10 protein-coding genes and 1 pseudogene are annotated in these 12,834 nt (G+C 64.2%); 3 read left to right on the plus strand and 8 right to left on the minus strand.

The genetic code is table 11. From position 1 onward, the window contains the following. Positions 1 to 22 precede the first annotated feature (22 nt). The 3 genes and pseudogenes from AB4Y43_RS13195 to AB4Y43_RS13205 all read right to left on the minus strand — a co-directional run bounded on the left by AB4Y43_RS13195 (position 23) and on the right by AB4Y43_RS13205 (position 3,045). Positions 23 to 832, minus strand: a complete 810-nt coding sequence (locus AB4Y43_RS13195) for a methyltransferase domain-containing protein (protein ID WP_342948241.1) — start codon at positions 830 to 832, stop codon at positions 23 to 25. Between the two features lie 170 nt (positions 833 to 1,002). Then, positions 1,003 to 1,110, minus strand: a pseudogene (locus tag AB4Y43_RS13200) (sugar O-acetyltransferase); the annotation flags it as partial. A 36-nt stretch (positions 1,111 to 1,146) separates the two neighbouring features. Beyond that, positions 1,147 to 3,045: a potassium transporter Kup gene (locus AB4Y43_RS13205; protein ID WP_368727971.1), complete on the minus strand. Its 1,899-nt coding sequence runs from the start codon at positions 3,043 to 3,045 to the stop codon at positions 1,147 to 1,149. A 127-nt stretch (positions 3,046 to 3,172) separates the two neighbouring features. Here AB4Y43_RS13205 and AB4Y43_RS13210 point away from each other — a divergent pair, with 127 nt between their 5' ends. Beyond that, positions 3,173 to 4,447 carry a divalent metal cation transporter gene (locus AB4Y43_RS13210; RefSeq protein ID WP_342948239.1) on the plus strand — a complete coding sequence of 425 codons (1,275 nt, stop codon included), beginning with the start codon at positions 3,173 to 3,175 and terminating at the stop codon, positions 4,445 to 4,447. Here AB4Y43_RS13210 and AB4Y43_RS13215 read toward each other — a convergent pair. Further along, complete coding sequence (locus AB4Y43_RS13215) at positions 4,433 to 4,567, minus strand: hypothetical protein (RefSeq protein ID WP_342948238.1); 135 nt, start codon at positions 4,565 to 4,567, stop codon at positions 4,433 to 4,435. The two genes, AB4Y43_RS13210 and AB4Y43_RS13215, sit on opposite strands and share 15 nt — an antisense overlap. A gap of 388 nt (positions 4,568 to 4,955) precedes the next feature. On the opposite strand from AB4Y43_RS13215, the gene AB4Y43_RS13220 reads away from it, so the two are divergent. Next, positions 4,956 to 5,168, plus strand: coding sequence for a hypothetical protein (locus AB4Y43_RS13220; RefSeq protein WP_069262228.1), 213 nt, complete (start codon positions 4,956 to 4,958; stop codon positions 5,166 to 5,168). A 161-nt stretch (positions 5,169 to 5,329) separates the two neighbouring features. On the opposite strand, the gene AB4Y43_RS13225 is transcribed toward AB4Y43_RS13220, so the two are convergent. Continuing rightward, positions 5,330 to 6,817, minus strand: coding sequence for an MFS transporter (locus AB4Y43_RS13225; protein ID WP_368727972.1), 1,488 nt, complete (start codon positions 6,815 to 6,817; stop codon positions 5,330 to 5,332). A gap of 159 nt (positions 6,818 to 6,976) precedes the next feature. Between AB4Y43_RS13225 and AB4Y43_RS13230 the strand changes: the two genes are divergently transcribed. Beyond that, positions 6,977 to 7,855, plus strand: a complete 879-nt coding sequence (locus AB4Y43_RS13230; RefSeq protein ID WP_069262431.1) for a LysR family transcriptional regulator — start codon at positions 6,977 to 6,979, stop codon at positions 7,853 to 7,855. 30 nt (positions 7,856 to 7,885) lie between these two features. On the opposite strand, the gene AB4Y43_RS13235 is transcribed toward AB4Y43_RS13230, so the two are convergent. From AB4Y43_RS13235 to AB4Y43_RS13245, 3 genes are all read right to left on the minus strand, one after another. Further along, positions 7,886 to 10,012: a D-(-)-3-hydroxybutyrate oligomer hydrolase gene (locus AB4Y43_RS13235; protein WP_368727973.1), complete on the minus strand. Its 2,127-nt coding sequence runs from the start codon at positions 10,010 to 10,012 to the stop codon at positions 7,886 to 7,888. A 233-nt stretch (positions 10,013 to 10,245) separates the two neighbouring features. Continuing rightward, positions 10,246 to 11,346, minus strand: a complete 1,101-nt coding sequence (locus AB4Y43_RS13240) for a TAXI family TRAP transporter solute-binding subunit (protein ID WP_368727974.1) — start codon at positions 11,344 to 11,346, stop codon at positions 10,246 to 10,248. Between the two features lie 60 nt (positions 11,347 to 11,406). Further along, a complete protein-coding gene (locus AB4Y43_RS13245) occupies positions 11,407 to 12,570 on the minus strand; it encodes a hypothetical protein (RefSeq protein ID WP_368727975.1) in 1,164 nt (387 codons plus the stop codon). Between the last annotated feature and the right edge of the window lie 264 nt (positions 12,571 to 12,834).

The raw sequence follows: 12,834 nt of genomic DNA on the forward strand, positions 1-12,834 counted from the left end.
CGCTACGGAATGGAAGGCAGATTCAATGCGCGAGCGGCTTGTGCGCCGTGGCGATGATCATGCGCCGCGTGAGCGCATAGCCACGCGCGTTGCGATGGGGTTCGAGCGCGCCCGCGAGCCGTGCGCGTACGCGTGCGATGTCGTCGGGCGTGAGCGAGGCGAGGAAATTGCCGAACGAACTGGACCGGCTAAAGGCGAGCACGTCGTCGACGTTGTCGAAAGTGTCGCCGAAGGTGCGGATCTCGTTGTGCGTCACGTCGAAGCCGGCGCCCTGGAGCAGCGCTGCCGAGCGCTCGCGCGTGAGTTTGTTCGGCGCGCCGATTCCAGCGCGCTGCCATTCGGGCTCGCCAGCAAATAGCGCGCGCAGCACGACATGCAGGTCGTGTGGCGCTTCTTCGGGCATGGTCGTGAAGCCGATCCGGCCGCCTGGCTTGAGCACGCGCCACGCTTCGCGCAGCGCTTGCGCCTGATCCGGGATCCAGTGAATCACGCTGTTGAAATACACCACGTCGTAGTGCGCATCGGGCACCGTTTCCAGCGCTTCGGCGCGGCCGACGCGCGCGGCGAAGCGGCCCTGCGCGCGTTCGAGCGCGCGCTGCACGCGCAGCGGCAACGGATCGAGCCCGAGCACTTCGCCGTGTTCGCCCACGCGCTGTGCCGCCGATTCGGTGAGACGGCCCGTGCCGCAACCCACGTCGAGCACGCGTTCGCCTTCACGCAAGCCGAGCACGTCGAGCAGTTGCAGACCGTGATGAAACTGGCGAATGCCAAGCCGGTCGTATTCTTCGACGAGCGTGGCGGAATCGAGCTGAAGGCTGGGCGCGTTCGACATATCGTGGTCCTGACCAAAGTTTGGCAGGGCCATTCTTGCCGATCGGTTATCTCACCACAAACAAGCAATTGAGCTATTCATAGTAGCGCGAGCGCGTTCACGACGATTGCGCTGCTACAGCGGATTTTCAAACTGAGGGGGCAGTTCGTTACGCTCGTCGGTGGCAATCCCCGGTTGATCCTGGCCGTGATCGCCATCGCCCGTTTGAGGTTGGCCGTCATGGCCGCGGATTCCGGCGTTCGTCTGGCAATTATCGTGGTGCGGTCGTCGTTCACCATGCGTCGTTTTTCTCGAGTGATACGCCGGATCGTGCCTCAGAGGTTGATCTGTCCACCCATCTCGACAACCCGGTTCGCGGGGAGGCTGTAGTATTCGGCCGCCTGCGCTGCGTTGCGCGCCATGAACGCGAACAGCTTCTCGCGCCATAGCGACATGCCTTTGCTCTGTGCCGTTGCGAGGATCGTGTCGCGGGCCAGGAAGAACGACGTGGCCGCGGGTTCGTACTGCCACGTAGGTATCTGCTTCTGCACGAGCAGGAGCAGTGCCGGCACGTTGGGCATTTCCATGAAGCCGTGACGCGCGGCGACCGCATAGCAACCGTGCCCAAGATCGCTCACCGAGACTTTTTCGCTTTCGGGCACGTGCGGAACGTTCTCGGTCGTGCCGGCCAGAAAGATATTGGTCTCGTGCATCACGCCGTTATGCTTGAGATTGTGCAGGAACGCGCTCGGCGTCATGCCGGGCACGCCGCCTGGAAACACTGCCGTACCGCCCACGCGGGGAGGCGGGTGCGATCCATCGCACAAGGAGTGAATGAATGCCGGAAGCGGCAGGTTGTCGCTTTTCACGCGCTCGACGACCATCTCCCGCCCGCGATGCCATGTCGTCATGATAGTGAACAGCGCGCCGCCCGCCAGCAGCGGGAACCATCCGCCATCGAGGACCTTGCTCGCATTGCTCGCGACGAATATCGCATCCACGACGGCCAGCGGCCCGATCACTGCCAGCGTAGCGACCGGTTTCCAGTTCCACAGGCAGTGGGTGATGAAGTACATGAGCAGCGTCGTGAGCAGCATCGTCGAGGCGACGGCAATGCCATAAGCGGCCGCGAGATTGTCGGAAGACCGGAAGAACACGACGAGGAATACGACTGCCGCATAGAGCGAGATGTTGATGAACGGCACGTAGACCTGACCGACTTCGTGTGTCGAAGTGTGGACGACGGGGATGCGGGGCAGCAACCCGAGCTGGACAGCCTGCTTCGTCATGGAAAACGCGCCGGAAATGACGGCCTGCGAAGCGATGATCGTCGCGGCCGTTGCCAGCAGAACCAGCGGAAGCAATGCCCAGTCCGGCGCCTGGGAGAAGAATGGCTGCGTGAGCGCCGAAGGCTTCGACAGCACGAGCGCGGCCTGGCCAAAGTAGTTGAGGATGAGGCTCGGCAGCACGAGCAGCAGCCACGCGAGCCGGATCGGCGTCTTGCCGAAGTGTCCCATGTCCGCGTAAAGCGCTTCGCCGCCCGTCAACGCAAGGAACACAGAGCCGAGGACGACGAATGCCGTGCCGGGTGCATGTGCGATGAAGCTCAGGGCGTAAGACGGCGATGCGCCGCGCAAAATGCCGGGGTTGTGTGCGATATGAGCGACGCCGAGTACGGCAAGCGTCAGGAACCAGACGATCATGACCGGCCCGAAGACTTTTCCGACCGTGGCCGTGCCGTGTTTTTGAAGCTTGAACAGGCCGGTCAGGATCACGAGCGAGATCGGCACGACCCACGCGGCCAGATGAGGATCCACGAGTTCGACGCCTTCCACTGCCGAGATGACCGAAATCGCCGGCGTGATCATCGAGTCGCCGTAAAACATCGCGGCGCCGAATACGCCGAGCGTCAGCAGCACGGTGCGCAGGCGCACGGGCGCCACACGAGCGGCCAGCGCCGTGAGCGCCAGAATGCCGCCTTCGCGGTCATTGTCCGCCCGCATGACGAAGCTCACGTATTTGAGCGTCACGACAATGATGATCGACCAGAGGATCAGCGAAACGATCCCGAATACGTTGGTCTGGCTAATTCCGCCTGCGGCTTTCAGGCATTCGCGCAGTGTGTAGAGCGGGCTGGTTCCGATGTCGCCGAAAACCACCCCTATGGCGCCCAGAATCACGGCGGCGGGGGCGTCAGTAGTTTGACTGGATGAACGCGCGGATATAGAGGCCATGGGTAAGGTAAATGAAAATCGACGTCCCTCGGGACAGGCTGCGGAGCACAAACGTCAGGCCTGGCGGCTCCCGACTCGCACGCTACAATCGCCCGACAGATACTACAGGCGCATCCTTTCAGAACGCATGACTCGTCTCCCGACGCTCAAGCAAACCGTTTCGCGTGGACTGCGGGGGCTCGCCCTGTGGGGCCCAGGTCTGCTCGTGATGCTGGCCGACTGCGACGCCGGCAACGTCGTGACGGCCGCGCAGGCCGGCGCGCAAACGGGGCTGCGGCTCTTGCCCGTGCTGCTTGCGCTGGTCCCGCTGCTCTACATGGTTCAGGAGCTGACCGTGCGCCTGGGCATTTTCACCGGGCGCGGTTATGGCGAACTCATCCGCTCGCGCTTCGGACCGGTTTGGGCCGCGCTCGCCGCGGCCGGACTGGTCGTGGCCGTGCTGGGGTCGCTCGTGACGGAGTTCACGGGCGTTGCCGGCGTGGGGGAAATGTATGGCGTATCGCGTGCCGTCACGCTGCCGCTCGCCGTCATTCTGTTGACCGGTATCGTCGTTACGGGCTCGCACAAGCGCGTAGACCGGATCGCGATTGCCATCGGCGCGTTCGACCTGACGTTCTTTGCCGTCGCATGGAGTGCGCGTCACAAACTTCAGGTCATGGTCCCGCAAATGACTCATCTGGCAGCGGGCGGCCGCGAAGCCGGCTACCTGGCGGCGGCGCTCATTGGCGCGACGTTCAATCCGTGGATGGTGTTCTATCAGCAGGCGGCGGTCGCGGACAGCCTCACGGCGAAGGACTTCACGTCGGCCAGAGTCGAGACGGCGGTTGGCGCCGTCCTCACGCAATTGCTGACGGCAGCGGTGCTCGTCGCTGCGGCGGCTACGTTGTCGGCGCATGGCGAGCCGCGCTCCCTCGGCAGTATCGGCGAAATCAGCAATGCGCTCGTTGCGGTAACGGGCCCGTTTGCGGGGCGCCTGCTCTTTGGCGCAGGCGTGCTCGGTGCGGCGCTGGTGGCCGCCATCGTGAGTTCACTCGCGCTGGCATGGGGGCTCGGCGATGTATTCGGGTACCGGGCCTCGCTCGATGACCGTCCCGGCCGCGCGCCCTGGTTCTACGGCGCGTATGCGCTAGCCGTTGCAGGCAGTGCCTGGGCTGTCTGGCTCGCACCCGACCTCGTTTCCCTGAACGTTGCCGCGCAAGTGGTCAACACGTTGATGTTGCCGCTCGTGTTGGGGTTGCTCGTCGCCCTGAGCCTCACCGCGCTCCCTCAACGGTATCGGCCTCGCGGGCTTTATTTGTGGCTTGTGGTTTTCGTGGGTGCGGTCGTGTGTGCCGCGGGTGTGTGGGGCGCGGTGCAGGGTTTGCGTCCTTTACGCGCGATCCCTGACTTACAGATTCTTTAATAATGCGTAGTAGACGGCGGCGAATACCACGACGATGCCGATGTTCACGGCCAGCCGTAGCCAGAAGAGATTTTTCAGGAAAACCACATCCACGCCGACGATAACGGCTATCAACAACAAGATGTAAATCGCAACGTACACGTTTCTCATCGTTTCAATGGCCAGTCAAAAGGTCCCGGTGGCCAACTGCCAGAAGTCAGGATACGCCGGGACCGCGCGCCTCACAATCGCATACGTTTTCATTCGTTTCACAGCCTGGTGCGGCGCATCAGCCGGGGTCGTCCCATGCTGCCGGACGCTTGTTTCCGGGTTTCTGTTGTTTTGTTGCTATCTTGCTGAAATCGATGTTGCGAAAGGCTTTTCTGGCTATAGTTAAAGTGCTTTCTCAAACACTTGATGCGACGCGGTAAGAATTGCGCCTTGCATCAAGAGCGTTCGGTTTGCGCAGGGCGTTTTCGCGGTTTCCGGCGAAAAGGCTGCAAAACCAACCGATCTCTGGGAGGACCAGATGAGACGCACGAAGACGCAGTCACTGCGTTATCAGGTCGAAAAATGGCTCGCACCGACTTCGCCGGTGCATGTCACCGCGTTTGGCCATACCCCTTCCGGCAGGGCACGCTATGTGTGCGTGGAGACGCGCCAGACAACGGGTTTTCACGCGCTGTTCTTCTTTCAGCACGACGACGGTTACTGGAATGTATTTCCTCCCGTGGGTGAATAGCCGCTGCAAGGAAGAAAATATAATCAGACATCCAATATAAGCGAAAGCGTTTCACTGCATCGCCTGCTACTGGCTCCAGCAGGGCACCTGCCTCACGATCTGCGCGCTCCGCACCGTGCTCCGCGCAGATCGACTTCTGATAGCGAGGACTCCGGAGCAAATCACTGCGTATTGGTTTGTGTGCCGGGACCGTTTGCATGCGTGCGCCGATGCAGCGGTCCCAGCGCGGTGGAGAGCAGCGCGCAGGGCAGCAGGATCGCGACGAGTGCGAACATCGTCGTCTTGAACGCATGTGCGTAGTCGATCACACCGGGCGCCGCGCCGAGCGTCGAGAAGAACAGGCCGCCTAGTGTGGCCGCGCCGACGGCGGCGCCGATCTGCAGCATTGCCGTGACCATGCCCGAGGCGATGCCCGCGCGCTCGGGCTCCACTTCGGCCAGCACGATGCGCACGACGGAGGGCAAAACGAGCCCTTGGCCGATGCCGATCGCCGCGAGTCCGAGATAGAAACCGGCGCCGGGCTGTACCGCCCCCGCGAGCGCAGCCGCAATCGCGAGTCCGCCCGCGAGCATCACGAAGCCCAGCGTCAGCACGCGATAGCCGCCGAACCGGTGCACGAGGCGCGGCATCAGCAGCGGGCTGGAAAGAAAGCCGATGCCGAACGGCAGGATCGCGAGTCCCGAAGCGAGCGGCGTCCAATGCAGGCCGCCTTGCAGATAAATACCGTAGGTCAGGAAGAACGCGCTCATCGTATAGAAGAGGAACGCCAGCACGAGACCGAGCGCGATGACCGGATTGCGGAAGAGGCGCACATCGAGCAGGGGATCCTTGCCGTTGACGAGGCTGCGCCACTCGACGCGCAGCAGCAGACCGAGCATGGGCAGCGAGCCGGCGAGGCAGGCGAGCATCCACAGCGGCCAGCCCGACTCGCGTCCGCGCGTGAGCGGATAGACGAGCATCAGCAGAAACAGCGACAGCAGCAGGGTGCCCGGGACATCGATGCGCTTGCCGCGCGGCGGCCGGCTTTCCGGGATGAAGCGCCAGCTGCCGATGAGCGCGAACACGCCGATAGGCAGGTTGACGAGAAAGATCGCGCGCCATCCCAGACCGAACGGATGCAGGCTGATGAGCGCGCCGCCGCCAAGCTGGCCGATCACCGCGGCCACGCCGAAAACGAACGCGTAAAGCCCCATCACGCGCACCTGTTCGTGCGGCGTGAAAACGCTGCGGATCGTGGCGAGCACTTGCGGCGCGAGGGTCGCGGCGAACAGGCCTTGCAGGATGCGTCCGGCGACCAGTGCCGTGCCGCTGGTGGCCAGGCCGCAGAATGTGGAGGCGACGACGAAGCCCGCCATGCCCACCATGAAGATGCGCTTGCGGCCGTACAGGTCGCCGAGGCGCCCGCCCGTGATCAGCATGACGGCATTCGCGCACGCATAGGCCGAGACGACCAGCTGGAGTTCGGACGCGTTCGCGCCGAGTCCGTCGCGGATGGCGGGCAGCGCGAGGTTCACGATGAAATAGTCGAGCGGCGGCAGAATCGCGCCCACCAGCAAAACGACCAGCGCCCAGCCGTGATGGCCGTGGCTGGTATCGGCTGCGGCGGCGCGAGGCGCCACGGCACAGGCGGCGTACGTATTGTCAGACATGAGTGTGCTCAGCGATAAAGGGCCGGATTTCGTCAGGCTGCGCTATTCAGCACGCGCGCAGCGTGAGCGTCCAGTCGACATTCTGATCCACCTCGATCTGACGGAAAAGCGGGAATAGGTGGTACTATCCATCGAGTTATTCGATGGATGTTGAATGTCATGCGTGGCTTCGAATTCGACCAGTTGAAGACGTTCGCGGCTGTGGCGAACGTGGGCAGCCTTTCGGCGGCCTCGCCGTTGCTGCACCTTTCGCAATCCACGATCAGCGAGCAGGTGCGCAAGCTCGAAGCGCGCGCGGGCATGCCGCTTTTCGTGCGTAGCAAGCGCGGTGTGGAGCTCACGCCCGCGGGCACACGATTGCTCGACCATGCGCGGCGTCTCGTGGCGCTCAACGAAGCCGCTTTCGACGACGTGCGCGGCCAGGCCATCAAGGGCGAGTTGCGCGTCGCGATCACCGAGTACTTCCGCACGAACGAGGTGGCCGGTCTGCTCGTGCGGCTGCGCGACTGCTATCCGCAGCTGAGCTTGCACGTGAGCGCGATGAAGAGCGCCGATATCGAGCTCGCGTATGCGAAGCGGCAAATCGATCTCGGCGTGGTCATGCATCTGTCGCGCGGCCCGTTCCGACCCGCCGCCACCGACGCGGACGCGCGCTGGGAGTTGCTGCGCGAACCGCTCTATTGGGTTGCGTCGCCGACGCTCGCCGAGCAGTTGCCGCAAGCCTTGCCGCTCGTGCTGCTGCCGGGCGACTGCATGATGCACCAGGTCGCGGTGCGCTCGCTCGAAGAAAACGACATCCCGTACGTGCTCGTTCACAGCGCGTCGGGCGTGGCCGGGCTGCAGTCCATGCTGGCAGCCGGTCTGGGCGTGGGATGCCTGTGCGCTTCGGCAATCGGGGAGGGTCTCACGCGGCTCGGCCCGAAGCACCGGCTGCCGGCCTTGCCCGACGCCGTGTTCTCGCTCCTGCCACCGCATCCCGGCGAAGGGGACACCGTGACACAAGCGAGAGAAGTGCTGGCGCGGCAACTGCTGGTGTGATGCGCTCGCCGCGCCGGCGTGCTTCGCGACTCAATGCGGCACGTTCACGACGCCGTCGTTCGCGCGAATCGCGTTGCTGCCCGGATTCTCCACGATGGCCGGCAGGTTCGCGAGACCCAACGGCGGCGCGGCGCCCGGGTTGCCGCCGCGCGGGATCGTGCGGATGACCTGGGAAGGCGGCAGCGGCGTGCCATTCTTCAGGTGATTCCACATCAGATTGAGCGCCGCGATGTTGTAGTAGTGCACCGGCACGAAGTGCGTATCGAAGCCCGGCACGGCGAGGAATGCATCGAAGTGCTGCCCGTTCGTCACCTCGTACAGCGACAGGTGGCTGTGCGAACCTTCCCGTTCGCTGTTTGCCGCGAGATACGCGCGCGACGCATGATTGATCGGCACGAGCGCGTCGCTGCGGCCTTGTACGATGATTGCGGGCTTGCCATGCAGGTTCGCATGTACGCTGATCGCCTGGACGCTCTGGCGCATGCGCGGATCACCGTTCGTCCACAACGCGCGCAGACATGCCGCGCCCGCGAAGCTGGCGTCGGGCGTGGCCAGCCGATGGTCGGCGCCGCCAGGCGGCGTGACGTTGTAGACGAGATTGACGCCATTGGTCGGCGGCACGCCATTGCCCACGCCAAAGATGGTCAGCATTGGCGAGACGGCGGGCGCAACGCCCGCGGCACCCGTCGATGCGTTCGTCGTGCCGAAGCTGAATCCGCACAGGTTGTCGAGCACGCTCGAGCGCGTGTAGGCATCGGCGTAGGTCACCGCAACAGCCGGCACGGCCTGTGAATCCCACATCGGCGCCTGCAGCAGATCGGAGTCCGCTTCATAGCCGGCTTCATGCAGGCGTTGGAGCGCGTCGTTCGCCTGCGCCTGCGTATCGCCGCCGTGGACGTAGCCTGCCGCCGCGAGCGACGTGCAGCGCGCCTGGCGAATGGCTGTCGTGGTCGCCACGGGCAGCGCGGTGAGATAGGGCGCGCCGGCGGCGGCGTCCGCGAGCGCGGCGCAGGGTTGCAGCAGGTTCGCGAGCGTCATGTAGTCGGCCAGCGGTTTGCCGGCCGCGGCAATGCGCTGCCCACCTTCCCTGACTTGCGCGTCACCGGGCATGCGCACATTGATCTGCGGTTCGCCGACCACGACCGCCGTGATCCACTTGCCCGTGTCCTCTTCGGCTGCCGCGAGCGATGCGCCGCCGCCGTTGCTCACGGAAGCCGCGATCGTCGTAATGTCGCCGGGCGCATAGCGCACGCCGCGATTCGATGCGTCGACGCGCGGCGCAAACTGCTGGTTGAGCACCCAGTACGCGAACTGGACCGCCTCGAGTGTGTCGCGGCCCCAGTTCGCTTCGGGGTTCAACTGCGAATGCGCGTGCTTGAACGCATAACGGCTCGGAAACTTCTGGTTGTAGGCGGCGAGCGCGCCCGCCGGCACGTCCGCGGTGAAAATACTCGTGCGCCCAGCCGTTGCTGCGTTGGCCGTGACGCCATCGATCAACGTCACGAGGCCGCTCATCAGTTCTTCTGCGCCGTTGCCCGTGCCCTTGTCGGTATAGGCGACCGCGCAGCCTCGCTTGAGTCCCCACTCGCCGGCCGCGGAGATCGCGCCGTACACGCCGCGCGAGCCCGACGACGTGGCGGTCACGATGCACGGGTTCGCCGGATCGAAGCTGGTCGGCACCTGCACGAGCAGGCTGACGTTCCGGCGGCCGCTGCCGTCGTCGGCAAACGCGAGATATTCGGTGCCGGCGATTTTGCCTTCGCCCAGTGTGTCGTTGCCGTACACATCGACATTGGGCCCCCAGAAGCGGCCATAACCGCCGTTCGCGCTCATATCGACGAGCGCCCGATAGTTCGACCAGATCGCGAGCCGGCGCAGTTCCGCTGCCGTCGGCGCCGAGGGGTTGGCGATGGCAGGCTGCGCCCCGGCGAGGCCGGTTTTGCCGAGACCGGCGGTCAACAGATCGTCGCTGACGCCATCGTAGCTCGTGGTTTGCAGACTGCTCGCCACCACGAACGACGGCAGCCGGTTGAATTCCGGGTGATGGGCGTCGTTTTCGGCAGCGTGTGCGCCGGGAACGAGCGCCGCACCTGCGATGGCGATCGCGGCACGCAGGTGCGCCGTTTTACGCCGGACTGTGAACGGGGTATCTCTCATGGGTGTCTCCTTGTTTGTTGTTAGGCTAGGACGCACTGCATCGGGAAGACCGTTTCGACGTGCCGGCATTACGGCACTCATGGACATTAGGACATCCTGAAAGCAGATACCAGGAGAGAATGCATGTGGCACAAGGGGATCGCCTTCCACCCCGTGCTGGCGTTTGAAGGGTCCACTTGTTTGCTGTTCACGCGCGTCGGGGGCCGCGTTCGGCTGGCGGATTCGTCGGGGGATTATTTGCAGAGCAGGAGCAGGCGCTCCTGATCCGGGCATGGCCGCCCGTCGACTTTTTGTGCGGCGGGAGCGCCTTGCGCCGCGGTCGAACCCGTGGCGGCCTGCATCGCGGCGCGATGCGCGAAACACGCCTTCAGGCGTCGCTCAACGGGCGGATAGTATTGCCAGCCTTTGCCGAGGCCCGGTAGATCGAGCTTGACCTGCTTCCATTTCGGATGGCCGTGCTCCTGCAGGTTGTCGAAGTTCGCGCAGAGCGAATCGGCAAAGCGCTTCAGGTTGCCGACCGTATCGCGCAGGTTGTAGTCATAGGTGACGAGAAAGGCCTTGACCGTCCATGTCGGCACGTCTTCCTTGAGCCAGTTCGGGTAGCTCGACACGTGAATCGTCGCGGGATAGTAGGTCTGCTTCGCGCGCGCCGTTTCCGGCGCGTTCGCATCGACGCGCAGGAAGCGGATCTGCTGCAGCAGTTCGGGGTTCATGTCGGTAAAGAGCTTGGCGGGTTGCCCGGCGACGATGATCGCCACGTCGATCTTCTTGACGATGAGTGCGGCAAGTGCGTCCTCGTTGCTCAGGTGCTGCGCGTTCTGCTCCGGAATCGGCTGGCCGAACATGAGTCGGTACAGCGTCGTCGCCGACTGCGCGGTGCCGCTGCCGATCAGCCCGACGCTCATTACCTTGTCCTTGATCTCGTTGATCGTCTTCATCGGCGAGTCGTCACGCACCACGAAGTAAATCTCTTCGTCGTAGAGCGGCATGATGAGCCGCAGCGGCCGTATCAGCGTGCCGGCCTCTTCGTTGCCGGAATTGGCCATGTCGACGTAGGCCTGATAGACGTCGGACTGCACGAGCGCGAGCTTCACGCCGGGCTCGAAACGCATGCGCTGCACGTTTTCGGCCGAGCCTTTCGATGGGATCACTTCGAGGTCGATGCCCGCCGGCTGCGCGACCCATTTCGCGAGGTCCTGGCCGATCTGAATGTACGTCCCGCGCTCCGGGCCGGTCACGATGCGGTAGTGCGCGTCGACCTCGGCGGCGACGGCGAGGACAGAGAAAAGCAGGGCGATCAGCGCCGCCACTCCCGCTAGAGTCGTTTTCAGCATGGTCTCTCTCCCGCCTTGTTTGCGATCTACGGCAGACTTCGATATGTTATGGAATCCTGTTCAATGTGCGGCGCCAGATGGCGCGGCGTGCTTCCAGCCGTTTTGCAGGATCGCGCGCTCCTGTGCGTCGACGCTGTTGTTGCCGGCGGCGGGACTCGCGGCCGTCGCGACATTCGCCGCGGTCGGGGCATTCGCCGCGTTCGCCGTGTTCGTCGCGCCGGGCAGCGGAGGCGGCGACGCGCCCGTATTCCAGTCCTGCGACGAGGGCAGCCGTACGGTGTGCGCGCCGTGCGGCAACGCCGCTGCCGCGTTCGTTTGCGGGGCGCCATTAGGTGGGCTGAGTGGCTTCCAGGCGGTCGATACGATGGCGCGCTCCATCAACGATTGCGCGACTTGACTGCTCGAATCGATCGCGAGCGCTTCCGAAGCCTGTTGTTGCACGCAGGCCCAGGCACGCTGCGCGACACAGCGGTCTGCGTTTTGCAACGCGCTATCGCGCCGTTGTTCGCGCGCGGCGATATCGTTTTGTAGCGCGCGTGCCTCCTCGTTGTCCCCGCCGCGCGCGAGCACGGCGTTGGCCGCAGTCTTCGCGTCGAACAGGTTGTTTTCCGCAAGGCTGTTGCGCGCGGCACGCAGAGCTTCGGCCGTGTCGGCGAATTGCGGCGCGGGGTGCGCGTTGCGCGGGGGGGATTGCGGATGCTCGCTGGTCTGCGTGCCGGCGGCAGGGGGCGTCTCGTTGGCCTGTTGCCCGGACGCATCAGTCGAAACCGATCCGCCCGATGAGTGCAGGGTCGCTTCGCTGGCGGTGGCCTCCCGCTGGCGGTTCGCACCGAGCAGCAGATACGTGCCGTACGCGAACGCAAGAATCAGTGCGAATACGAATAGACCCCTGGGGAAGATCCATTGCCCCATCTGCGAAAACCGCAACCCGTGTGGAAGCGCCAAGGCGTGCTGCGCGGCATGCGGGTAGCCGGTCTCCAGCGACGGCCCGTCGGATGCGGGTAAGCGCGCCTGCGCGAGCTTCGCGGCCGCGGGTGCGGGGGGCGCCGCGGCCGTGGCGCCGAGCGGTGTCAATGTGGCCTTCGGATGGGTGCCGAGCGAAACGGTGTCGAGTGGAAGATCTGTGCCGCAGTAAGGGCAGAATTCGAAGTTTTCGTACAGCAGTCCGCCGCAATGCTTGCACGCTGCGGGGAAATTCTGGTCGCGACCAATCTGAGCGGACATGATGTCGTCCCACCGTTATGGCGATGCCATTTCGGCATGCTCAGAATCGTCGTTGAAGCGATCGGCAAGGCGTCGCGGAACTCACGATCTGCATGCGCAGGAAAGCGACGGGGCCCGACCGAGCGCAGCCGTCTGGTCAAAATATGGTTGATTTCGCACAGCGCGTCAATCTCCGTTGTTGCCCGGCGCACATATGCGTGCTGGCTGCGTGCTGGTAAGGATTGCCTTGCGGAATTTTTTACCATGGTGGCGTTTTATTTATAA

This window comes from Paraburkholderia sp. BR10872 (assembly GCF_040965835.1).
Classification (GTDB): Bacteria; Pseudomonadota; Gammaproteobacteria; order Burkholderiales; family Burkholderiaceae; genus Paraburkholderia; species Paraburkholderia nodosa_A.

Bases quoted from the DNA above. Each gene is read 5' to 3' on its own strand.
- AB4Y43_RS13195 (WP_342948241.1), bottom strand. From the start codon at position 832: ATGTCGAACGCGCCCAGCCTTCAGCTCGATTCCGCCACGCTCGTCGAA.
- AB4Y43_RS13205 (WP_368727971.1), bottom strand. From the start codon at position 3,045: ATGGCCTCTATATCCGCGCGTTCATCCAGTCAAACTACTGACGCCCCC.
- AB4Y43_RS13210 (WP_342948239.1), top strand. From the start codon at position 3,173: ATGACTCGTCTCCCGACGCTCAAGCAAACCGTTTCGCGTGGACTGCGG.
- AB4Y43_RS13220 (WP_069262228.1), top strand. From the start codon at position 4,956: ATGAGACGCACGAAGACGCAGTCACTGCGTTATCAGGTCGAAAAATGG.
- AB4Y43_RS13225 (WP_368727972.1), bottom strand. From the start codon at position 6,817: ATGTCTGACAATACGTACGCCGCCTGTGCCGTGGCGCCTCGCGCCGCC.
- AB4Y43_RS13230 (WP_069262431.1), top strand. From the start codon at position 6,977: ATGCGTGGCTTCGAATTCGACCAGTTGAAGACGTTCGCGGCTGTGGCG.
- AB4Y43_RS13235 (WP_368727973.1), bottom strand. From the start codon at position 10,012: ATGAGAGATACCCCGTTCACAGTCCGGCGTAAAACGGCGCACCTGCGT.
- AB4Y43_RS13240 (WP_368727974.1), bottom strand. From the start codon at position 11,346: ATGCTGAAAACGACTCTAGCGGGAGTGGCGGCGCTGATCGCCCTGCTT.
- AB4Y43_RS13245 (WP_368727975.1), bottom strand. From the start codon at position 12,570: ATGTCCGCTCAGATTGGTCGCGACCAGAATTTCCCCGCAGCGTGCAAG.